The organism is Arthrobacter sp. JB02-1C, assembly GCF_057748045.1.
The window spans coordinates 3,011,996-3,032,236 of record NZ_CM173235.1; the positions used below are offsets into that span (position 1 = coordinate 3,011,996).

Annotated in this window: 18 protein-coding genes; 9 read left to right on the top strand and 9 right to left on the bottom strand. The window is 69.4% G+C overall.

Going from position 1 to position 20,241, the window contains the following annotated elements; all coding sequences use genetic code 11:
- Nucleotides 1-117 precede the first annotated feature (117 nt).
- The 7 genes from AC3ANP_RS14120 to AC3ANP_RS14150 all read left to right on the top strand — a co-directional run bounded on the left by AC3ANP_RS14120 (nucleotide 118) and on the right by AC3ANP_RS14150 (nucleotide 9,299).
- Entirely contained in the window at nucleotides 118-2,166 is a 2,049-nt protein-coding gene (locus AC3ANP_RS14120) for a helix-turn-helix transcriptional regulator (protein ID WP_488330778.1), read from the top strand.
- A 5-nt stretch (nucleotides 2,167-2,171) separates the two neighbouring features.
- Nucleotides 2,172-2,570 (top strand): hypothetical protein, encoded by a 399-nt coding sequence (locus AC3ANP_RS14125; RefSeq protein WP_488330779.1) that lies wholly within the window; start codon nucleotides 2,172-2,174, stop codon nucleotides 2,568-2,570.
- A 35-nt stretch (nucleotides 2,571-2,605) separates the two neighbouring features.
- A complete protein-coding gene (gene tatA, locus AC3ANP_RS14130) occupies nucleotides 2,606-2,875 on the top strand; it encodes a Sec-independent protein translocase subunit TatA (protein ID WP_488330780.1) in 270 nt (89 codons plus the stop codon).
- Between the two features lie 48 nt (nucleotides 2,876-2,923).
- Nucleotides 2,924-3,718: a twin-arginine translocase subunit TatC gene (gene tatC / locus AC3ANP_RS14135; protein WP_488333069.1), complete on the top strand. Its 795-nt coding sequence runs from the start codon at nucleotides 2,924-2,926 to the stop codon at nucleotides 3,716-3,718.
- A gap of 24 nt (nucleotides 3,719-3,742) precedes the next feature.
- Nucleotides 3,743-6,682 (top strand): DEAD/DEAH box helicase, encoded by a 2,940-nt coding sequence (locus tag AC3ANP_RS14140; RefSeq protein ID WP_488330781.1) that lies wholly within the window; start codon nucleotides 3,743-3,745, stop codon nucleotides 6,680-6,682.
- A gap of 108 nt (nucleotides 6,683-6,790) precedes the next feature.
- The gene (locus AC3ANP_RS14145) at nucleotides 6,791-8,452 is read left to right on the top strand and encodes an amidohydrolase (protein ID WP_488330782.1); all 1,662 of its coding nucleotides are present in this window, start codon (nucleotides 6,791-6,793) and stop codon (nucleotides 8,450-8,452) included.
- A gap of 109 nt (nucleotides 8,453-8,561) precedes the next feature.
- Nucleotides 8,562-9,299: a polyprenol monophosphomannose synthase gene (locus AC3ANP_RS14150; protein WP_488330783.1), complete on the top strand. Its 738-nt coding sequence runs from the start codon at nucleotides 8,562-8,564 to the stop codon at nucleotides 9,297-9,299.
- 112 nt (nucleotides 9,300-9,411) lie between these two features.
- Here AC3ANP_RS14150 and AC3ANP_RS14155 read toward each other — a convergent pair whose 3' ends face one another.
- From AC3ANP_RS14155 to AC3ANP_RS14170, 4 genes are all read right to left on the bottom strand, one after another.
- The gene (locus AC3ANP_RS14155; protein WP_488330784.1) at nucleotides 9,412-9,756 is read right to left on the bottom strand and encodes an RNA polymerase-binding protein RbpA; all 345 of its coding nucleotides are present in this window, start codon (nucleotides 9,754-9,756) and stop codon (nucleotides 9,412-9,414) included.
- A 304-nt stretch (nucleotides 9,757-10,060) separates the two neighbouring features.
- Nucleotides 10,061-10,987, bottom strand: a complete 927-nt coding sequence (locus AC3ANP_RS14160) for an SPFH domain-containing protein (RefSeq protein WP_488330785.1) — start codon at nucleotides 10,985-10,987, stop codon at nucleotides 10,061-10,063.
- 108 nt (nucleotides 10,988-11,095) lie between these two features.
- Nucleotides 11,096-11,575: an NfeD family protein gene (locus AC3ANP_RS14165; protein ID WP_488330786.1), complete on the bottom strand. Its 480-nt coding sequence runs from the start codon at nucleotides 11,573-11,575 to the stop codon at nucleotides 11,096-11,098.
- Between the two features lie 121 nt (nucleotides 11,576-11,696).
- Nucleotides 11,697-12,587: a methyltransferase domain-containing protein gene (locus AC3ANP_RS14170; RefSeq protein WP_488330787.1), complete on the bottom strand. Its 891-nt coding sequence runs from the start codon at nucleotides 12,585-12,587 to the stop codon at nucleotides 11,697-11,699.
- Nucleotides 12,588-12,753: 166 nt separating this feature from the next.
- On the opposite strand from AC3ANP_RS14170, the gene AC3ANP_RS14175 reads away from it, so the two are divergent.
- On the top strand, nucleotides 12,754-14,814 hold the full coding sequence (locus AC3ANP_RS14175; protein ID WP_488330788.1) for a S9 family peptidase: 2,061 nt from the start codon (nucleotides 12,754-12,756) through the stop codon (nucleotides 14,812-14,814).
- A 37-nt stretch (nucleotides 14,815-14,851) separates the two neighbouring features.
- On the opposite strand, the gene AC3ANP_RS14180 is transcribed toward AC3ANP_RS14175, so the two are convergent.
- Nucleotides 14,852-15,532 (bottom strand): peptide deformylase, encoded by a 681-nt coding sequence (locus AC3ANP_RS14180; protein ID WP_488330789.1) that lies wholly within the window; start codon nucleotides 15,530-15,532, stop codon nucleotides 14,852-14,854.
- Nucleotides 15,533-15,541: 9 nt separating this feature from the next.
- On the bottom strand, nucleotides 15,542-16,549 hold the full coding sequence (locus AC3ANP_RS14185; RefSeq protein WP_488330790.1) for a hypothetical protein: 1,008 nt from the start codon (nucleotides 16,547-16,549) through the stop codon (nucleotides 15,542-15,544).
- 77 nt (nucleotides 16,550-16,626) lie between these two features.
- On the opposite strand from AC3ANP_RS14185, the gene AC3ANP_RS14190 reads away from it, so the two are divergent.
- A complete protein-coding gene (locus tag AC3ANP_RS14190) occupies nucleotides 16,627-17,046 on the top strand; it encodes a nuclear transport factor 2 family protein (protein ID WP_488330791.1) in 420 nt (139 codons plus the stop codon).
- Between the two features lie 41 nt (nucleotides 17,047-17,087).
- Here the strand turns inward: AC3ANP_RS14190 and AC3ANP_RS14195 are convergent, their stop codons facing one another.
- From AC3ANP_RS14195 to AC3ANP_RS14205, 3 genes are read right to left on the bottom strand one after another with little or no spacing between them, the layout of a single operon-like run.
- The gene (locus AC3ANP_RS14195) at nucleotides 17,088-18,215 is read right to left on the bottom strand and encodes an FAD-dependent oxidoreductase (RefSeq protein WP_488330792.1); all 1,128 of its coding nucleotides are present in this window, start codon (nucleotides 18,213-18,215) and stop codon (nucleotides 17,088-17,090) included.
- Nucleotides 18,212-18,910: a methyltransferase domain-containing protein gene (locus AC3ANP_RS14200; RefSeq protein WP_488333070.1), complete on the bottom strand. Its 699-nt coding sequence runs from the start codon at nucleotides 18,908-18,910 to the stop codon at nucleotides 18,212-18,214. The genes AC3ANP_RS14195 and AC3ANP_RS14200 overlap by 4 nt, the downstream gene beginning before the upstream one ends.
- 50 nt (nucleotides 18,911-18,960) lie before the next feature.
- Complete coding sequence (locus AC3ANP_RS14205) at nucleotides 18,961-20,172, bottom strand: type III polyketide synthase (RefSeq protein WP_488330793.1); 1,212 nt, start codon at nucleotides 20,170-20,172, stop codon at nucleotides 18,961-18,963.
- Nucleotides 20,173-20,241 lie beyond the last annotated feature (69 nt).

Consider the following 20,241-nt stretch of genomic DNA (forward strand, 5'->3'; position numbering starts at 1 on the left):
GCTCCCTGCCCTCACCGGCGTGGGGTCACCCACCGAAGCGCGGTAACAATTGGAACCCTGTTCCAGCTGTTGCCGCGCTTTCGCCGTTTCCGCCCGGGACTTTAGTACCCTAGCGGAGTGTCCGCCTCACGTACTGAACGCCTCCTGAACCTCCTCATCGCGCTGCTCAACACCAAGTACGGCCTGCGCCGCAGCGAACTGCGCCAGAAGGTCTACCGCGACACCACTAGCTCCGAGGCCGCGTTCGGCCGGATGTTCGAGCGGGACAAGGGCGAGCTGCGCGCGTTCGGCTTCGAGGTCGAGACGGTCACGGACAAGGGCTGGGGCTCGGATGATCCGGCCACCACCCGGTACCGGGTCGGGAAGGAATCCAACCGGCTTCCCGACGTCAGCCTCACCCCGGCCGAGTGCACCGTCCTGATCCTCGCCGCACAGCTGTGGGAACAGGCAGCCCTGGGTTCCGCCGCCCGCAACGCCGTACGGAAGCTGCAGGCCGGCGGACTGGCCGACGCCGAACTTCCCCCCGGAGTCCAGCCCCGGATCCGGCCCGCCGGCCAGGCCTTCGAGGACCTCGTGGCCGCCATCCACTCCCAGCACCCGGTGACCTTCAGCTACCTGGCCGGCAGCACCGGGCAGGAGGAACTGCGCACGGTCGAGCCGTGGGGTTTGGGCAGCCGCTTCGGCCAGTGGTACCTCGTCGGCCACGACCGCGCCCGGGCCGCCAAACGGTACTTCCGGCTCTCCCGCTTCACCTCCGCCGTCACCGTGCTCGACCGGGAAACGTTTGCGCCGCCGTCGGCCTTCAACGTCCGGGAACAGCTGGCCGTCCTGCCCGAACTCCCGGTGCGGCACGCCGTCATTGAGGTGGCCCCCGGCGCGCTGCTGGGACTGCGCAAACGCGCCGAGCCTTTCCGCACCGGTGACGACGCAGCGGACGACGCCGGTACGCCAGCGGCGGCCGGAACGGCCCCCGTTCCCCTCGGGCAGGACCTGGACCGGCTCACGATCCCGTACCGGGACGCCGAGACGTTCGCCGAAGAACTGGCCTCCTACGGACCCAAGGCCGTCGTCGTAGCCCCGCCCGCGCTGCGTGCCGCCGTCCGGCGGCGGCTGGCGGCCGCCGCCGCCTTCGCCGCAGCCCCCGTTCCCGCGGTCGACTTTCCGCGGCCGGGTCCGGCCACCCGGCCCCGCCCCCGCACCTCCGAAGACCAACTCAAGCGGATGCTGCAATTGGTCCCCTTCCTGGTCCACCACCAGGGCCTGCACATCAGTGAGGTCGCCGCGCGGTTCGGCGTCAGCCGCGAAGAGCTCGAAGCCGATCTCCGCATCCTGATCTGCTCCGGGCTGCCCGAGGGCTACCCGGACGACCTCCTGGACATCCGCTGGGACGACGACCACGTCTTCATCATCCAGGACCTCGACCTGAACCGCCCGGTCAGGTTCACGGTGGACGAGGCCTGCGCGCTGCTGACCGGCCTGGAAGCCCTCAACGGTCTGCCCGGCATAGCCGAGGGGGGCACCCTGGAGTCAGTGACCCTCAAACTGATGGCAGCCGCCGGGGAAGAGGGCCTCAAGGCCGCCGCGGTGTCCGGCCCCGAAGTGGCCCCGGAAGACTCCGCCGCCCTCGAAACGGCCCGCGACGCCATCCGCGACGGCGCCCAGCTGCGGCTCCACTACCTCGCCCCGCAGCGCGACGCCGTCACCGAGCGGGACATCGACCCGCACCGGCTCTATTCGCTGGACAACACCTGGTACCTGGAGGCCTACTGCCACTCGGCGCAGGGCCTGCGGAACTTCCGGCTGGACCGGATCCAGTCCTTGGTACCAAACGGACATCCGGTGGCCTCCACTTCCAGGCCAGCCGACGGGTTCCCGGTGAAGCTGTTTACCCCCAACGACGACGACGCCGTCGTGGTCGTGGAACTGACCAGGCAGGGCGCCGGCCTGGCGGATGAGTACTACGCCGAGCGGACCGCCGCCCTGCCGGACGGGAACCTGCTGGCCGAAGTCCGCTTCGGCAGTCCGGACTGGCTGCCCGGGTTCGCCGCGCAGCACGGCGGCGCTGTCCGAATCCTGCGCCCCGCCGAACTGGCCGAAGCCAGCCGCGTCTGGCTGGCCGCAGCCCTGTCCCGGTACGAGGACCCGGCGGCGCGGCAGCTAGACTGATCAGCATGCCTTGGTGGTCCTGGATCGTAATCTGGATAGCGCTCATCGCGCTGTCGGCCTTGTTCGTCGGCGTGCTTGGCGTCCGGCTGTTCCGCCAGTTCATGGCCACGGCCCGGGAACTTGGGGAGGCTGGGGAGCGGTTTTCGAACTTCGCGTCTGCGCCGCTCACCTCCGGTTCAACGGCTGTTCATGTGGCCCACGTAGGCTCAGGCGTCGATAGCGGGAGCGTCGAAGCGGGACCCGGCAAGGCGCCCGGCTCCGCCGTTTTTGCCGACCCGGGAGCGATGCGACATGATTATGACGCATCCAAAGCGGCCCGGCAGGAAGCCCGGCGGCTGCGTCGGATCCGGCGCAAGGCCGAGCGCGGACAGCGTCAGGCGCTGCGCGACATCGATCTCCCGTAGACGTAGGATGTACTCAAACGAAAGGACCACCCGGCATGAGGCTTGAAGGCTGGCATCTCATCATCATCATCGTCCTGGCCCTGGTGCTTTTTGCTGCACCGAAGCTGCCGGGAATGGCCCGCAGCCTGGGCCAGTCGATGCGGATTTTCAAATCCGAGGTCCGCGAAATGAAGAAGGACGGCAGTCCCGAGGCGAAAGAAGACCCGGACGCCGTCGAGGGTAAGGTAGTGAACCACCCCCGGACCGCAGGCACCGAAAGCCGTCCGAGCGAGGAAACTGACGTCCCGCCGCCGAACCGCGCCTAGAACTACATGGCAGTGACCATGAGCCGCCGATCGAACCCCGAAGGCCGGATGGCCCTCCTCGATCACTTCAAGGAACTTCGCAACAGACTCTTCAAGTCTGCGATTGCCGTCGTCCTCGGAACCGTGGTGGGCTTCCTCGTCTACCAGCCCATGCTGGCGGCGTTGATCAAACCGATCCGCGACCTGAACGAGCATCAGGGCCGGCAAGCTTCGCTGAACTTCGACGGGGTCGCGAGCTCCTTCGACCTGATGATCCAGGTGTCCGTGTTCCTCGGCCTGATCGTCGCAAGCCCGGTGTGGCTGTACCAGCTGTGGGCGTTCATTGTGCCGGGACTCCACAAGAAGGAGCGGCGGCTGGCACTGTCCTTCGTGGCGGCCGCCGTGCCGCTGTTCGTCGGCGGCGTCCTTCTCGCCTGGCTGGTACTGCCCAACGCGGTGCGGGTCCTCACGGACTTCACCCCGTCGGGCGGCTCCAACTACATCAGCGCCCAGGTCTACCTTTCCTTCGTGCTGCGCCTGCTCCTTGCCTTCGGTATCGCGTTCCTGCTGCCGGTCGTGCTGTTCGGCCTGAACCTCGCCGGCTTGATCAAGGGCCGTCAGCTGCTCAAAAGCTGGCGGATCACGGTTTTCCTGGTCTGCCTCTTCGCTGCGATGGCTGCCCCGGGCGCCGATGCGATGAGCATGTTCTACCTCGCCGTACCGATGCTGCTGCTGTTCTTCGCGGCGATCGGTCTGTGCCTGCTTAACGACCGCCGCCGGGAGAAGCGTGCCGTGAAGGTGGCCGCCGAAACCGAGGCCACCGCAGACCTGGCCACCCCCAGCTCCGAACTGGAAAATCTCTAGCCCCCGGCGCACTAGGCTGGAAGCATGTCCTCGATACCCGGGCCGGAGTCGCCGTCCGAACGCTACCGCGCCAGCGCCGAGCGTGCCGCTGAAGCCAAGACCTATCTGGGCGGCTTTACCCGCACCCTTGCGTTTGACCTCGACCCGTTCCAGCGCGAGGCGTGCCTCTCGCTGCAGGCGGGCCGGGGCGTGCTGGTGGCCGCTCCGACCGGCGCCGGCAAGACGATCGTGGGGGAGTTTGCCATCTACCTGGCCCTTCAGCGCGGGCTGAAGGCCTTTTACACCACACCGATCAAGGCGTTGAGCAACCAGAAATACACCGAGCTGGCGGAGAAGTACGGCGCGGCCCAGGTGGGTCTGCTGACCGGCGACACCAGCATCAACGGGGAAGCCCCGGTGGTAGTGATGACCACCGAAGTCCTCCGCAACATGTTGTACGCCGGCTCCGGAACCCTGGACGATCTGGGCTATGTGGTGATGGATGAGGTGCATTATCTGGCGGACCGGTTCCGCGGCGCCGTCTGGGAAGAGGTCATCATCCACCTGCCCAGTGAGGTACAGGTGGCGTCGCTGAGCGCCACCGTGTCGAACGCCGAGGAGTTCGGCGCCTGGCTGGACACCGTGCGCGGCCAGACCGACGTCATCGTCTCCGAACACCGGCCGGTCCCGCTCTGGCAGCATGTCATGGTGGGCCGCAAGATCGTTGACCTCTTCGCCGGGGACACCACCTTCGACGAGATCGCGCCGGCCGGCGAAGACAACGCTGCCAGCACAGCGGCCAGCACGCCTGGCAGCATAGCTGCCGGTACTGCGGCCAGCACCGCTGCCGGTACCGTCTCCGAACGGGCCGGCTATGAAGTCAACCCGGAACTGCTGTCGATGGCCCGGGCCGAGAGCCAGATGAACTTCCGCGGCCGCTTTGGCCACGGCGGCCGAAACCAGCGGCGGCAAAACCACCAGCGCAGCCAGCGGGACGAAGCTCCGCAGAGCGGGCCGCGCAGCCCGGTCCGCAAGGCCAGCCGCCCGCAGGTCATCGCAAGCCTGGACCGGATGGATCTGCTGCCCGCCATCACCTTCATTTTCTCCCGGGCCGGCTGTGACGCCGCCGTGGCGCAGTGTGTCTCCGCCGGGCTCTGGTTGACCACCGAGCAGGAGCAGCTCATCATCGCGCGCCGGGTCGACGAGGCGGCCCAGGAAATCCCGGCCGATGACCTGGACGTGCTCGGCTTTTGGGGCTGGCGCGACGGGCTACTCCGCGGCCTCGCCGCGCACCATGCCGGCATGCTCCCCACCTTCAAGGAGGTGGTGGAAAAGCTTTTTGTGGACGGATTGGTCAAGGCTGTCTTCGCCACCGAGACCCTGGCACTGGGCGTCAACATGCCCGCCCGCTGTGTGGTGCTGGAAAAGCTCGACAAGTTCAACGGCGAGGCGCACGTGAACATCACGGCGGGGGAGTACACCCAGCTGACGGGACGGGCGGGCCGCCGCGGGATCGACGTCGAGGGCCACGCCGTGGTGCTGTGGCAGCCGGGGACCGACCCGGCGGCCGTCGCGGGCCTCGCCTCCCGGCGGACCTATCCGCTGAACTCCAGCTTCCGGCCCACGTACAACATGTCGATCAACCTGGTAGCCCAGTTCGGCCGGCCGCGGGCCCGCGAGATCCTGGAATCGTCGTTCGCCCAGTTCCAGGCGGACCGTTCCGTGGTGGGGCTGGCCAAACAGGTCCGCAGCAGGGAAGAGTCGCTCGTCGGCTTCAGCAAGGCCATGACCTGCCATCTGGGCGACTTCACCGAGTACGCAAGGCTGCGCCGGGCCTTGTCCGACGCGGAGCACAACGCCGCCAAGGGGACCTCCCGGGCCCGGAAGTCGCTGACCGAGGACTCCCTGAGCAGGCTGCTGCCCGGCGACGTCGTGGACGTGCCGTCCGGGCGGGCGCCGGGCCTCGCCGTCGTCCTCAGCTCCGATCACCACTCCCGTGAACCGCGCCCGGCCGTGATGACCCTGGACAATCAACTGCGCCGCATCGGCCTGCACGACGTCGAAGGCCCCATTGCCCCGGTTACCCGGATCCGGATCCCGAAGTCCTTCAACGCGAAGGTCCCCAAATCCCGCCGGGACCTCGCTTCGTCGGTCCGGAACGCCATGCGGGACGGCCGCCCGCCCGCTCCACCGAGCCGAAACGAGGACTTCGGCAGGGCCGCCGCGCTGCCTAACCAGGAGAAAAAGATTGCCGACCTGCGCCGTCAGCTCCGCGCACACCCCTGCCATGGCTGCAGCGACCGAGAGGAACACGTCCGCTGGTCGGAGCGCTGGTGGAAACTGCGGCTGGAGACCGACAACCTGATCCGCCAGATCCAGGGCCGCACCAACACGATCGCGAAAACGTTTGACCGGGTCTGCGGCGTGCTCTCCAGCTACGGCTACCTCGAAACCACTGAGTCGGGGGCGCTCACCATCAGCCCGGACGGCCAGCGGCTGCGCCGGATCTACGGCGAAAAGGACTTGCTGATTTCGCAATCGCTGCGTCTGGGGGCGTTCAGCGACCTCGACGCCGCCGAGGTCGCCGCGTTGGCCAGCGTGCTGGTCTACCAGGCCAAGCGCGAGGAGCGCGGTCTCCGGCCCAAAATGCCCAGCGTTTCGCTGGAATCCGCCGTCGACACGGTGGTGCGCGAATGGTCGGCGCTGGAGGACGTGGAAGAGGCGAACAAACTGCCGCTGACCGGCGAACCGGAGCTGGGCATCGTCTGGCCGATCTTCAAATGGGCCAAGGGCAGGCACCTGCAGGAGGTGCTCAGCGGCACGGACCTGGCCGCCGGGGACTTCGTCCGCTGGGTCAAACAGGTCATCGACCTGTTGGATCAGCTGGCCAAAATCCCCGAGCTGGAACCCCGCATCAGCCGGCTTTGTGCCGACGCGATACGCCTGATCAAACGCGGCGTCGTCGCCTACTCGGCTGTCGCCTGAGCCCGCACTGACCGGCGGCCACCCGCCAAACCCCGCCCGCACGGGCCCACCCGTACGGGCCCACCCGCACCGACCCGCGGCCGTCCCACACCGCAAGGAGTTCCCATCATGACTGCTTCCCCGTCCCAGCCGCCGCGCAAGGTGACCCTCTACCGCAACGGCTCCGTCTACACCGCCGCGGACCCGTTCGCGACGGCCATGCTGATTGACGGCGACACGGTCGCCTGGGTCGGCTCGGAACACGCCGCCACCTCGATCGCCGACTCCACCATGGAGGTCATCGACCTGCAGGGCGGCCTGTTGACGCCCGGCTTCGTCGACTCCCACGCGCACCTGACGGAAACCGGCATCGCACTGAACTCGCTGCAGCTGGCGGAGGTCCACTCCGCTGCGGAGCTGCTCGACGCCGTGGCCCGCTACTGCGCCGCCGGTTCCGGCGACGGCGGCACCGTGCTAGGACACGGGTGGGACGAGACCCGGTGGAACAACCCTGCGCTGCCGAGCCGGGATGAGCTGGAACGGGCGGCGGGCGGCCGCCAGGTCTACCTGTCCCGGGTGGACGTGCATTCCGCTCTGGTTTCGGCCTCGCTGGCGGCCGGCGCCGGACTCCAGGACCTTGACGGCTACGGCCCGGACGGCCAGGTGAAGCGGGCAGCCCACGCCGCCGCCCGGCAGTCCGCCCGCCGGCTGCCGGCTGAGTCGTTGCGCGGCTACCAGCGGGCGGCATTGACCGAGGCGGCCCAAAACGGCTACGTCGCGCTGGCGGAAATGGCAGCCCCGGACATCGGCGGCATCGATGACCTGCGCTGCGCTGCCGCGTGGAACTCCGGGGACCGCGGCGAGGCGGTGGCGGAGATCCTGCCCTACTGGGGCCAGCTGGCCGGATCGGCGGAAGAAGCGCAAGCCATCCTGGACAACCTGGGCGTCCCGGTGCTGGGCCTGGCCGGGGACCTGAACATGGACGGTTCGATCGGTTCACGCACCGCAGCGCTGCGCGGCGACTACACCGATGCGCCGGGGGAGCGCGGCAGCCAGTATCTCTCCGTGGACGAGGCGGCCGCCCACCTCGCGGCCTGCTCGGTGCTGGGCCTCCAGGCGGGTTTCCACGTGATCGGCGACGCCGGGCTCGACGCTGCGCTGGCCGCCCTCGACATTGCCGCCGCCGCGGTCGGGGAACAGCGGATCCGGGCCGCGGGCCACCGGCTGGAACACGTCGAACTCGCCGACGCCGACGCCATCGGCCGGCTGGCCAAGTACGCGGTAACCGTCAGCGCGCAGCCCGTCTTCGACGCGCTCTGGGGCGGCCCGGACAGTCTCTACGCCCGGCGCCTCGGGTCCCGCCAGGCCGCCATGAACCCCTTCGGCTCGTTCTACTCGGCCGGGGTTCCGGTGTGCTTCGGCAGCGACACCCCGGTCACGCCGCTCCGCCCGTGGTCCAGCGTCCGGGCCTGCCTGGAGCACCACAACCCGGCGGAACGAATCTCCGCCCGGGCCGCCTTCCTGGGCCATACGAGGGCCGGCTGGCGGGCCGCCCGCTACCGCAACCCGATGGCGGGACAGCTCGTGCCGGGCGCACCTGCCAGCTTCGCGGTCTGGGAAGTCGAAGAGCTGATGGTCCAGGTGGCCGACGGCCGCGTCCAGTCCTGGAGCACCGATCCCCGGGCGCGTACACCGCTGCTGCCGGCGCTGGACACCGGCAAGGATCCGGTCTGCCTCCAGACGGTCCGGGACGGCGTCGAACTCTTCTCCAACGGCTCGCTGGGACACTAGCCCGCCGGGTGCCGGTGCCTGACTGGCTATACTGGGAAGCTGTGCCTGTCATCGGCTAATGCCGCGTTGCCCGGCCCTTCGACCGCCCCCTTCAAGGAAAGGCCTCGCTGTGCGTGTCCTCACGATCATCCCGACCTATAACGAGCTGGAATCGCTGCCCAAGACCCTTGGGCGACTGCGCAGTGCCGTCCCCGCCTCCGACGTGCTGGTGGTTGACGACAACAGCCCGGACGGCACGGGAGCGCTGGCGGACAGCATCGCAGCGGAGGACAGCCAGGTCCACGTCCTGCACCGCGAAGGCAAGGCCGGCCTGGGTGCGGCCTACATTGCCGGGTTCAAGTGGGGCCTCGAAGCCGGGTACGACATCCTCGTCGAGATGGATGCCGACGGCTCCCACAAGCCGGAACAGTTGCCGCAGCTGATCGAGGCGGTCGAACAAGGTGCCGACCTGGCCATGGGTTCCCGTTGGGTTCCGGGCGGCAGCGTCGTGAACTGGCCGCTGTACCGCCAGGCGATCTCCCGCGTCGGCAGCACCTACGCGCGGATGATGCTGGGCGTCAAGATCAAGGACGTCACCGGTGGATTCCGGGCTTTCCGCCGGAGCACGCTCGAGAAGCTCAACCTCGATTCCGTGGATTCGGTGGGTTACGGCTTCCAGGTGGACCTCGCCTGGCGTGTGGCCAAGCTGGGACTGAACATCGTGGAGCGTCCGATCACCTTCGTCGAGCGCGAACTCGGGGCGTCGAAAATGAGCGGCAACATTGTGGTCGAAGCGATGATCAACGTCACCAGGTGGGGGCTCGCCGCCCGCTGGAACACCCTCAGCCGCAAACTGGGACGGAAATAGCGCCCGCCCGGGCCTAGCAATCTACGACTAAACCGGACAGCAAAGGGCCGGGCCGGCATACCCCTTTAGGGAATGCCGGCCCGGCCCTGGTGCGTCGGTGGGTTCCCGGTGCCTAGGCGGAGCGCCGCTCGCCGCGGCGTTCGCGCAGAATCGTGAGCCGGTCCTCGAGGATCTGCTCCAGCTCCGGCAGCGAACGGCGTTCCAGCAGCATGTCCCAGTGCGTTCGCACTGCCTTTTCGTTGCTGACCGGGCGTTCGCCGTCGACCAGCAGGGCTTCCTTGCCCGTTTTCGAAACCCAGACCGGGGGGATCTCCGCCTCGGAGGAGAACGTCACGAATACCTGCTCGCCGTCGGCGCAACGGTACTCAACCCGCTGGCGGGGAGCCGGTTCGACGCCGGACTCGGTCTCCATGCTCTGTGCGCCAAGGCGCATACCCCGCAGGCTGCGATCGCTCATCTTTTCTCCCTCATGATCGGTTCGCAGGGCCAGGCCCTGCGCTAGCCGGGGGCCTCTGGGACCTCGCCGGACTACTGTGTGCTTTGCGTTTCCCCCACTGCTGAATCGGCACTGGGTATAACGCGCAGCGAAGCGTAATTGTTCCGGCGGCCTAAACCGACCGGACAAATACTCAACTATACGCGGCGTAAGCGCTCAACGTAAAGCCGGCCGCCGGCGAGACCGGTCAAAGTCCGGCAACAGAGGAGGGGAGGCCCCCGCAGACTGATCTGCGGAGGCCTCCCCCCGGAAAGACCTGCGGCTGCTAGCCGACCGGCTGTCCGGGAAGGTTCCCGGCGTCGTCGGTGCGCGGGTCGGGGTTCGTCCCGCCCAGCACGTTGCCGATACCCTTGAGCGCCTCACCCACCTCGCTGGGGATAATCCACAGCTTGTTGGACGTACCCTCGGCGAGCTTGGGCAGGGTCTGCAGGTACTGGTAGGCAAGAAGCTTCTGGTCCGGGTTGCCCTTGTGGATGGCATCGAAGACCTTTTGGATAGCCTGGGCCTCGCCGTCGGCGCGCAGGATCGCGGCCTGGGCGTCGCCTTCGGCCTTGAGGATGGAGGACTGGCGCTGGCCTTCGGCGGTGAGGATGGCCGACTGCTTGGTGCCCTCAGCGGTGAGGATCGCGGCGCGCCGGTCCCGCTCGGCCCGCATCTGCTTCTCCATCGAGTCCTGGATGGAGTGCGGCGGATCGATCGCCTTGAGCTCCACGCGGGAGACGCGGATGCCCCAGCGGCCGGTGGCCTCATCAAGCACCCCGCGCAGCTGGCCGTTGATCTGGTCCCGGGAGGTCAGGGCCTCCTCAAGGTTCAGGCCGCCCACCACGTTGCGCAAGGTGGTGGTGGTCAGCTGTTCGACGGCCTGGATGTAGTTGGCAATCTCATAGGTCGCGGCGCGCGCGTCCGTCACCTGGAAGTAGACCACGGTGTCGATCGAGACGACCAGGTTGTCCTCGGTAATGACCGGCTGCGGCGGGAAAGACACGACCTGTTCGCGCAGGTCCAGCAGGGGCAGCAGCCGGTCGACGAAGGGAATCAGGATGGTGAGTCCGGGGTTCAGCGTCCGCTGGTACTTGCCGAGCCGTTCCACCACGCCGGCCCGGGCCTGCGGAACGATCCGGACCGAACGGACCAGCACGATTATTACGAACGCAACGAGTACCAGCAGCACTATTGCGACTGCGATATCCATACATCACCTTTTCCCCAGTTGTGTGGTTCTACTGCTTGCCGGCAGTGAGCCTGCCGCCGCCCTGCCGCCGGCGGCAGCAGGAAAAATGGGTATCCGCTCGGGCAGCCGCTATTGGGCGGTTGCGCCGGGCTGTGTCGCCGCATCGGGCTGCGGTACGACGACGGCGGTGGCGCCGTCGATCGCTTGGACCACCGCATGCTGCCCGGGCGTCAGGACGCCGGCATCCGAGCGGGCGCTCCAGACATCGCCGCCGATCTTGACCAGGCCGCCGTTGGCATTGACCGGCTCCACCACCAGGGCGGATTCACCGATCAGGCGTTCGATGTTGCTGCGCTGGTCCGCCGGGCTGCTGCGCAGGTGCCGGAGCGCGACGGGCCGGACGAACCCGATCATCAGCAGCGAGACCACGCTGAACACGACGATCTGAAGCCACAGGTCGGCGCCGGCCAAAGCGGAGATCAACCCGGCAAGGGTGCCGCCGCCGAGCATGATGAAGAACAGGTCAAGGGTCAGCATCTCCACCACGGCAAACACCAGGAACAGGGTGAGCCACAGTGCCCACCAGTTGTCGGCCAGCCATTCAAACATCGTTTCCCCTTTGATGCGCGGTCCGGAGCGCAGTCGGGCCCCGCGACGTGTTTCCATCCTAAGCCGGGTGGCGGGGGTGTGGGCTGGCTGCCGGAGCCCTCAGCGGAACGTGGCCAAGTCGTTACTTTGCGCCGGGCCGGCTGGCTTCGTCGGGCCCGCTCGCTTCGACAGGCAGCGGCTCGAACACGCTGATCCGGAACCGGGCCGAGACCGCGGCAGGGGTCGGCAGCGCCGCCGCCTTGGCGGCCAGGGCACCGCGGTCCAGGTGGTGCCCGGCCGGGCCCATCAGGGCGAGGTTGACGACGTCGGCGGCCCCCAGGCTGAGGGTGAGGTCCAGTTCCTGGCCGGGGTGGGGGCGGAAGTGCGGGGCGAGGGCGGCGGCCAGGCGTTCGTCCTTGGCCGGTTCGATGCCGAGCATTCCGGTTTGCCCGGCGACCTCCGCGAGGTGCCCCGGACGGGGTGTGACGACCAGCAGCCGGCCGCCCGGGCGCAGTACCCGGGCGAACTCCGCGGCGTTGCGCGGGGCGAAGACGACGGTGACGACGTCGGCGGTGCGGTCCGCCAGGGGCAGCTGCTGCCAGACGTCACAGACCAGGTTGATGGCTTCGGGGTTCAGGCCGGCGGCGCGGCGCAGCGCGTACTTCGATATGTCGAGGCCGACGGCTGCCGCCGGCACCCGGTCCAGCAAGGCCCGGAGGTAGTGCCCGGTGCCGGTGCCGGCTTCCAGCACGACAGATTCCGGGCCGGTGAGGAACGGTGCGGCGACGGCGGCGAGCGCATCCGCCAACGGCCGGTAATGGCCGGCGGCCAGAAAGTCGAAGCGGGCCGCAACCATGTCCGCGGTGTCCGCCTCGAAGACCGTGCCTTTCCCAGTCAGCAGATTGAAGTAGCCCTGCTTGGCGGCGTCGAAGCTGTGCCCGGACCGGCAGCTCAGGGTGCGGCCGCCGGCGCCTGACTGCAGCGGGCTCCGGCAGACCGGGCAGAGGAGGGCAGCAAGGGCGGCGTCGAGCATAGGGTCCATCGTAGGCCCGCAAGGCTCCGGCGCCGGCCCAACGGCCCCGCGCCGGCCGGGCCGCCGGGGGCAGGCGCGGGCAGGCGCCACCACGGGCAGGCGCGGGGCGCGCCGTGCAAGTGTGAGCTGCCTCACCGGCTGCCCGGCAGCGGCTAGGCTCGCACTCGTGAAACCAGAACACCTTCCGCTGCTCAAGTCTGTCTCCGCCCCCGCCGTGCACCCCGACGGCACGCGCGCCGTTGTCTCGGTGCTCCGCCCCGACTTCGACGCCGACGCTTACGTGGGCCAGCTGTGGGAGGTGCCGGTCGCGGCAGGTCTGCAGCCGCGGCTGCTGACCCGGGGCTTCCGTGACACCGCCCCGGCATTTTCCCCGGACGGCCGGGTCCTGGCGTTTCTCCGGGCCGAGCCTGGCGGAAAACCCCAGCTGCACATCGTCGAGGGTTCCGGCGGTGAACCCGTCGCGGTGACGGATGCGCCGCTGGGGGTCGGGGAGTTCACCTGGTCGCCCGATTCGGGCAGTCTTGCCTATTGCGCCCGCACGCCCGAAGCGGGCCGGTACGGCACCCTCGACGGGGTCGGCGCGGGGGCCGAGGACGCGCGGCTGATCACCGACTACCAGTACCGGATGAACGGCGTCGGGTACACCGCGGACAAACCCCAGCAGCTCTACGTCGTCGCCGTCCCGGGACTCGACGAGGAACCCGGGGTGCGGCCGGCCGGGCGGGCCCGCCAAACAGACGGAAACGCCGACGCCGCCAACCACGCCCGTGCCGGCCGGCTGCCGGAAGCGCGGCAACTGACCACGGCAGCCACCGACCATTCCAGCCCCAGCTTCGGGACCGACGGCCGCACGCTGCTGTTCGTTGCGGCCCTGCACGCCGGCAGTGACAGCGACCTGGCCACCGGCATCCACCGGATCCGCCTTGGGGCACACGCCGGCACGGTCGAGGAGGGGACCGGGCCCGAGGACGTGACGCCTGCCAACGTCGGTACGCTGTCGGTTTCGCACCTGCGGCACAGCCGGGACGGCCGGTGGGTGTATTTTGCCGCCCAGGAGATCGGCGCATCGGGGCGGGACTTCGTGGCCCGGAACACGGCCCTGTACGTGATGCCGGTCGACGGCGGTGACGCCGTCCGGCTGAGCGACCCCGAGAGCATGGACCTTGGCGGGAACCCGCTGGAGGCCACCGGCACCGACGGGGTGCTGGCCTTGAACAACGCCCGGGGCGCCGTGCAGTTGCTGGAGTTCGGTCCCGCCGGGTTGCGCGCTGTCCTGCTCGACGGCGACCGGGTGGTCACCGGCGCCGCGGAAAACGGCGGGACCATCCTGTTGAGCTTCACCGATGCGCAGACCTCCGGGGACGTGGCCGTGCTCGAAGCCGGCCGCTTCCGGACACTCAGTGATTTCTCCGCTCCACTGCGCGCCGAGGCGGGGGTCTTCGCCGCCGAGGAGCTCACCTTCCCGTCGGCTGACGGCTACCCGGTTCACGGCTGGCTGGTACGGCCCGCCGGCGAAGGACCGTACCCCGTGCTGCTGAACATCCACGGCGGGCCGTTCGCCCAGTACACCGGCGCACTCTTTGACGAAGCCCAGGTCTATGCGGCCGCGGGCTACGCCGTGCTGATGTGCAATCCGCGCGGCTCCGCCGGCTACGGCCAGGCGCACGGCCGCGCGATCAAGGAACGGATGGGAACGGTGGACCTGCAGGATGTCCTCGCCTTCCTTGACGGGGCGCTGGACAAGTTCGAGGAACTCGATGCCGACGCCCTCGGCATCATGGGCGGCTCCTACGGCGGCTACTTGACGGCGTGGACCATCAGCCACGATCACCGCTTCAAGGCGTCCATCGTGGAACGTGGCTTCCTTGATCCGGTCAGTTTCACGGGCTCCTCGGACATCGGCTGGTTCTTCGGCGGCGAATACACCGGGGCGGCCGCGGAGCAGATGACCGCCCAAAGCCCGATGGCCAAGGTGGACCAGGTCCGCACCCCAACCCTGGTCATCCACAGCGAGGAGGACCTGCGCTGCCCACTGGAGCAGGGCCAGCGGTATTACACCGCGCTCAAACAGCTTGGCGTCGAGGCTGCCTTCCTGGTCTTCCCGGGGGAGAACCACGAACTGTCCCGCTCCGGCACCCCGCACCACCGCAAGCAACGCTTCGACCATATCCTTCAGTGGTGGTCGCGGCATCTTCCGACCGCCGACAACCCCGCCCCCGCAGGGTAGCTCGACGCTGCCGGGCGCGCTTCCCCGCGGCTGCGGCTCAACCGGCCACGAAACCCAGTTCCTGGCCGGCATGGCTGGTGTCCGGCTGGGCCCAGCGGGAGGAGTATTCGGCGTTGCTGCTCAGCGAACGCAGTTCGGCCCGGTCCAGGTAGAGGATGCCGTGCAGGTGATCGGTCTCATGCTGCACGATGCGCGCCTGCCAGCCGGTAAAGTCGCGGTGCTGGGCGGTGCCGTCGATCCCGGTGAAATCCAACCGGACGGCTTCCGGCCGGAGCACGGCTGCCTGTAAGCCATTCAGTGACAGGCAGCCCTCGTAAAAGATCTTCCGGGCGGCGCCCAGCGTCTCGTACCGCGGATTGAACATGGTAAAGAAGGGCAGCGGTTCGCGGCCGCGGACCGCGGCAACCTCGGCGTCCACCTCGAACCTGTCTTCGAGCACGGCGATCTGCAGCGGAATCCCCAGCTGGGGCGCCGCGAGCCCGACGCCGGGCGCCTTGTGCATGACGCGGCGCATCAGATCGATCAGGCGGCCAAGATCGGCGTCGTCGAGCTGGCCGGCGTAGGGCAGCGCCTGCTGGCGCAGCACCGGGTGGCCGGCCTGCACGATCGGCGGCAGGACACCGGCGGTCAGGATCTGCTCCACGGTTTCCCGGATGGTGGTTACGCTCATGGCGGCGGTAGGGGCTCGGCGGGCGGCGTCGCTGCTGTCGGAGGACATGGGTCCAGACTACTGGCGTCCGCACGCGGAGGTGACAAAGGTGTAGATCGTGCCGCGCAGCTGCGCGCCCGCGTCGACCTTCAGCTCACCGTCCCGGCCGGCGACCGTGACGCGCAGCGGGATCAGGGTGCCGACCTTGTCGTCCGCGACCGCGTGCGCGTCGCAGCGAGCTGGCCTGATGCCCAGCCGCACCTCGCGTTCGGGGCCGGTGGCATCGATGCGGAGCCCATGCGGCCATGCCGCCGCAGGGTCCTCTTCCAGCAGCGGCGTCCCGCCCACACTGTCGATTGTCAGGAATCCGGCAGGCCCAGTCGGGTTCCTGGGGCTGATGACGAGGTTCAGGAAGGCGGTCCGTCCGTCGGCAGAAACGTCGAGTCCGGGACGGAACCGCAGGTCAGCGATCCGGGCCACCGACTGTGCCACACAGAGCTCGGCGTTGTTGCGCGGCAGGACGCCGAAAGGGTCCGCTGCCGGCACCGTGACCGGGGCGGCGCCGCCTGCCCCGGGTGCGAGCCGGACTTCGACGGCGGCTGCCGGCCCGGCTGCGGGCTCCCCTGACGCGGGCTCCCCGGACCCTGCCGTGGCACCTGCAGTGTCGGCGCCGGCGGTGTCGGCGGTGCTGTCACAGGACGCGGCGGGCAGCGCGGCGGGAAGGCTCTTGGCCTGGCCCGGCGGCAGGTCGGTTCCGCCGCCGGGGGAGGCCCAGCCGGCTCCAGCGGCAAAGAACGGACTCGTCAGTCGGGCCGCCAGGACCGTGACCGTTCCGCCGGTCGTGTTGGTCAGCTGGATCTCGATGATGTGCTTGCTGTAGTTGTCGCGGAACTGGTTGATCTGCGCAGTTACCGGCCCCGGCGTGCCGGTTTCCGGCGCCGGCGACCCGGCCGGGGGAACGGTGCCGCCGGGTTCCGGACTGTGGCTGCCGGGCCCGGAGCTGCAGCCGGCTGCCGCCAGCAGCAGGACCAGCACCACCGCGGACCTGCGAAGGTGCGGAAAACGGCTCGGGACCGGGCTGCCCATGCGGTCAGTCTAAGCCGCGGGCCCGGGCGCAGGAACGGCCGGCACCGACGCCCGGTGGTTCGACTACGCTGAGGTCCATGACGTCACCCACGCCCCTGGACCGTGTCCTGGGCCTGCTCCGGGCCATTGAATCCGGCGGCGGCGCCGAGGTTCTGAGCCCTTTCTTCGCCGAGGACTACGTCCTGGTTGAGGCGCCGCACCTGCTGGCCCCGGAAGGCGCGACCCGCTCCCGGGCCGAGGTCCTTGCCGGCGCCGAGCACAGCAGCGAGATCGTTTCCGGGCAACGTTTCGAGGTGCGGCGCAGCACGTGCGAGGGTACCCGGGTGGTCCTGGAAGCCGAGTGGTCGGCAACCGTGCAGATGGACCTGCCGTATTGGAACAGGGGAGAGAGCATCCGGGCCCTGACCGCGTCAGTCTTCGAGCTGCGGGACGGTCTGATCACGAGCCAGCACAACTACGACTGCTACCTAACTCCTCCGACTGCTACTCAACGTTAACGCCGCGCCAGGCGTAACCCCGCTGCTGGTCCGTGCTGAAGCTACTGCATCGTGAAGCGGCGGGCTATCAACCCGTTGACGCCGGGGATCGACGCTGCTGCGGCCACGGCGCCGTTGCGGGCGGCCAGCATCCTCCCGTTGAGCGGCCGGCCCAACGCCATATTGACTTCCGACTGCCGCACCGCCCGCACCGCCTCCCGGCGCCGGGCGCGGTCGAAGTCTGCCAGGCCGGCCCGGTTCCCGGCGATGACCGCCGGCACCAGTGGCGCCAGTGCAAGCGCATCCAGCCAGCCCAGGTTCATGCCCTGGCCGCCGATCGGGCTGATCTCGTGCGCCGCGTCCCCGATCAGGACGCCCCGGCCGGTCACCATCCGCCGGGCCAGCCGGGAACGCACGCCGAAGCCGCTGAGCATGGTGTTGCTGTCGACGTCGAGGCGATGACCGGTCCGGCGCCGGACCTCGCCGGCCAGCCAGGCCGCGGTCCCGTCCTGGCTTGCCGGACCGAGCCGAACCACCCAGCGGCGCCGGCGCTCCGGCAGCGGGAACGACTCCACGATCCCGGCGCCGGCCAAAAAGAGCGCGGCGACCGGTCCGAAACCGCTGCCGTCGGCGAAATCGCCCATCAGATACCGGTCCGGGTAGTCCTTGCGGCGCAGTGCCGGGCCAAGCGCGGCGCGGGCCACGGACCGCACACCGTCGGCGGCAATCACCAGGGCCGCAGCCGTGCTCACCGTCCGCCCTCCCCGGCGGGAGTGGACCGTCATCCGGGCGCCCTCGTCGAGCAGTCCCGTCACCCGGACACCACGCTGCAGGGCGGTCGGGTCCAACTCGCGAACCCGGCGCTCCAGGACGGCTTCGGTGCAAGCCTGGGGCAGCGACAGCACGAACGGGTACCGCCTCGAGACCCGGGCAAAGGACAGTTCGGCCACCGCAGCACCGCCGCTGACGGCCACGCCGCGCCGGATCGGGACGCCGAGGCGCACCAGCTCCTGATCCACTCCGATCCGCCGCAGGGCTTCGAGGGCCGGCGGGTGAATGCCGATCGCCCGTGAGTGCGGCGCCGGTGCCGCACGCTGTTCGAGCACCGCAACCTCGACTCCCTGTTGCAGCAGCAAAGCGGCCATGTAGAGCCCCACCGGGCCGCCGCCAATGATGACGACGTCGGTCATCCGCCGGCCCCGGTCCGGGGTTGGACCGGTCCGCCGCCAGTGGGGAGCGGCGCCTTCTCCAGCACGAGCAGGTTGCGGAAGGGCCGTCCGGGCAGCACGGTCCAGCCCGGGGGAGCGGCGCCGCGCAGTTCCGCGGTGGTGTAGCTGCGCCGGATCGAGGTCAGCCCGTCCTGCCGGATGTACGAGCCGCGGAACGGCAGCGCCACGGCGCTAAACAAGGCATAGGCCGCTGCGCTGCGCCGGAGGTCGTTGTGGATGACAGTGCCGGTGCTCAGCGCAGCAGACTCGCTAAGGAAGCCGGTCAGCTCTTCGGGGGCCAGGTGGTGCAGCACATGATTGGACACCACGACGTCGAACGTCGCGCCGGCGGCCAGCAGTTCCGCTGCGGCCTGCCGCCGGAAGGTGACCCCGGCGCCGTCCCGCCGGGTGGCAGCGAACGCGGCTGCCCGGGGGTCAGGGTCGATGGCCGTGACCGTCAGGTGCAGTCCGTCGCGTCTCGCCCAGCGGGCCAGCAACACCGGGACGTCACCGCCGCCGCACCCGACGTCGAGCAGGGTTCCGGAACCGGCCGAGGCAAGCAAGGGCCGCAACCGCCGGCGGTAGACGCCCCGCCAGCCGGCCACGGCACGGTTGACGACGGCGAACTGGGCATAGGTCCTGGCCAGCCGGGCCGGGTCACAATCAGGCCGGTCCATCTCTTCGACGGCGGTCACCGCCCGGCTTGCCAGCACGAACGTCGCCGCGCTCAGGCCAGTGCAGTTTCCGGCCGGGGCACGCGGCCCGGCCGCGCAGCGCCGCCTTTGGCGCCGGCCGGGGCCGCGACCTTGGTGAGCAGTGCGGTCTCGACGGTCAGGCCCGGCCCGAACGCCATCGAGCAGATCCGCTCTGGACCGCCGCTGCCGGGGGCCGCGGCGGCCGGGAGGTCAAGGATGTGCCGGAGCACGAACAGGACGGTCGCGCTGCTCATGTTGCCGTAGTTGCGCAGCGTCTCGCGGGCCGGCAGGAGTTGTTCGTCACTGAGTTCCAGCCGTGCCTGGACCTTGTCCAGGATGCTGCGGCCGCCGGGGTGGATGGCCCAGTGCCTGATGTCCCGGTAGGGCACGCCGGCGAGCGCGGGGTCCCTGGACAGCAGCGGTTCGAGGGCGCCCACGACGTGGTCGTCGATGATGTGCGGGACGTAGGTGCCGAGCACCATTTCAAAGCCTGCATCACCGATGTTCCAGGCCATGGCTTCTTCGCCGACCGGAGTCAGGACCGTCTCGAAGTGGTCGAGGCGCAGCAAGGCGGGCTGGTCCGGGAACTCCCGGGCGCTGATCACGGCGGCGGCAGCCCCGTCGGCGAACAGCGCCGATCCCATGATGGTGTCGGGGTTGTTGGACGTCCGGACGTGGAGCGAGCAGAGTTCCGCGCAGACGACAAGGACCACCGCGTCCGGGTCGGCGTCGCAGAACGACTTGGCCGCCCGCAGCGCCGGGAACGCGGCGTAGCAACCCATGAAGCCCAGGTGGTAGCGCTGGACGGCGGGGTCCAGGCCGAGCGCCCGCACAATCTTGTAGTCCGGTCCGGGGTTGAAGAACCCGGTGCAGGACACCGTGACCAGATGGGTGATGTTTTCCGGAACGAGGCTAGCGCACGCCGCCACGGCCCGCTCTGCTGCCTCGATGAACAGCTTGCTGGCCTCGGTGGCGAAGATGTCGTTGCGGACCTTGGTGCTGGGGCTGAGCAGCAGGCCGGTGCCGGCGTCGAAGAACCGGGGATTCTCGGTGCGGGTCCGCGTCGTCAGCTCATCAAGGGCCGTATATCGGGAGTCGATGGCGGCCGAGTCGAAGCAGGTCTGCACCAGCCGGGCGCCGAGCCGGCCCAGCCCCGGCTGGGCGGCGAAGACGTCCCGGGCCTCGGCCTGGATCAGCACGGTGGGCGGGACAGCAGTTTCCAGGGAGCTCAGGTAGACCGTCATGGTTCATTCTCAGCGAGGCAGGCGCGGATGACAATGGAAGGCCGCGCCGCACGGCGGCGTCCGTGGCCA

Coding starts and splice junctions, on each gene's coding strand:
- AC3ANP_RS14185 (WP_488330790.1), bottom strand. CDS start 16,549: ATGGGCAGCCCGGTCCCGAGCCGTTTTCCGCACCTTCGCAGGTCCGCG.
- AC3ANP_RS14190 (WP_488330791.1), top strand. CDS start 16,627: ATGACGTCACCCACGCCCCTGGACCGTGTCCTGGGCCTGCTCCGGGCC.
- AC3ANP_RS14205 (WP_488330793.1), bottom strand. CDS start 20,172: ATGACGGTCTACCTGAGCTCCCTGGAAACTGCTGTCCCGCCCACCGTG.
- AC3ANP_RS14155 (WP_488330784.1), bottom strand. CDS start 9,756: ATGAGCGATCGCAGCCTGCGGGGTATGCGCCTTGGCGCACAGAGCATG.
- AC3ANP_RS14180 (WP_488330789.1), bottom strand. CDS start 15,532: ATGTCCTCCGACAGCAGCGACGCCGCCCGCCGAGCCCCTACCGCCGCC.
- AC3ANP_RS14125 (WP_488330779.1), top strand. CDS start 2,172: ATGCCTTGGTGGTCCTGGATCGTAATCTGGATAGCGCTCATCGCGCTG.
- tatC (WP_488333069.1), top strand. CDS start 2,924: ATGGCCCTCCTCGATCACTTCAAGGAACTTCGCAACAGACTCTTCAAG.
- AC3ANP_RS14140 (WP_488330781.1), top strand. CDS start 3,743: ATGTCCTCGATACCCGGGCCGGAGTCGCCGTCCGAACGCTACCGCGCC.
- AC3ANP_RS14200 (WP_488333070.1), bottom strand. CDS start 18,910: ATGGACCGGCCTGATTGTGACCCGGCCCGGCTGGCCAGGACCTATGCC.
- tatA (WP_488330780.1), top strand. CDS start 2,606: ATGAGGCTTGAAGGCTGGCATCTCATCATCATCATCGTCCTGGCCCTG.
- AC3ANP_RS14165 (WP_488330786.1), bottom strand. CDS start 11,575: ATGTTTGAATGGCTGGCCGACAACTGGTGGGCACTGTGGCTCACCCTG.
- AC3ANP_RS14195 (WP_488330792.1), bottom strand. CDS start 18,215: ATGACCGACGTCGTCATCATTGGCGGCGGCCCGGTGGGGCTCTACATG.
- AC3ANP_RS14160 (WP_488330785.1), bottom strand. CDS start 10,987: ATGGATATCGCAGTCGCAATAGTGCTGCTGGTACTCGTTGCGTTCGTA.
- AC3ANP_RS14170 (WP_488330787.1), bottom strand. CDS start 12,587: ATGCTCGACGCCGCCCTTGCTGCCCTCCTCTGCCCGGTCTGCCGGAGC.
- AC3ANP_RS14145 (WP_488330782.1), top strand. CDS start 6,791: ATGACTGCTTCCCCGTCCCAGCCGCCGCGCAAGGTGACCCTCTACCGC.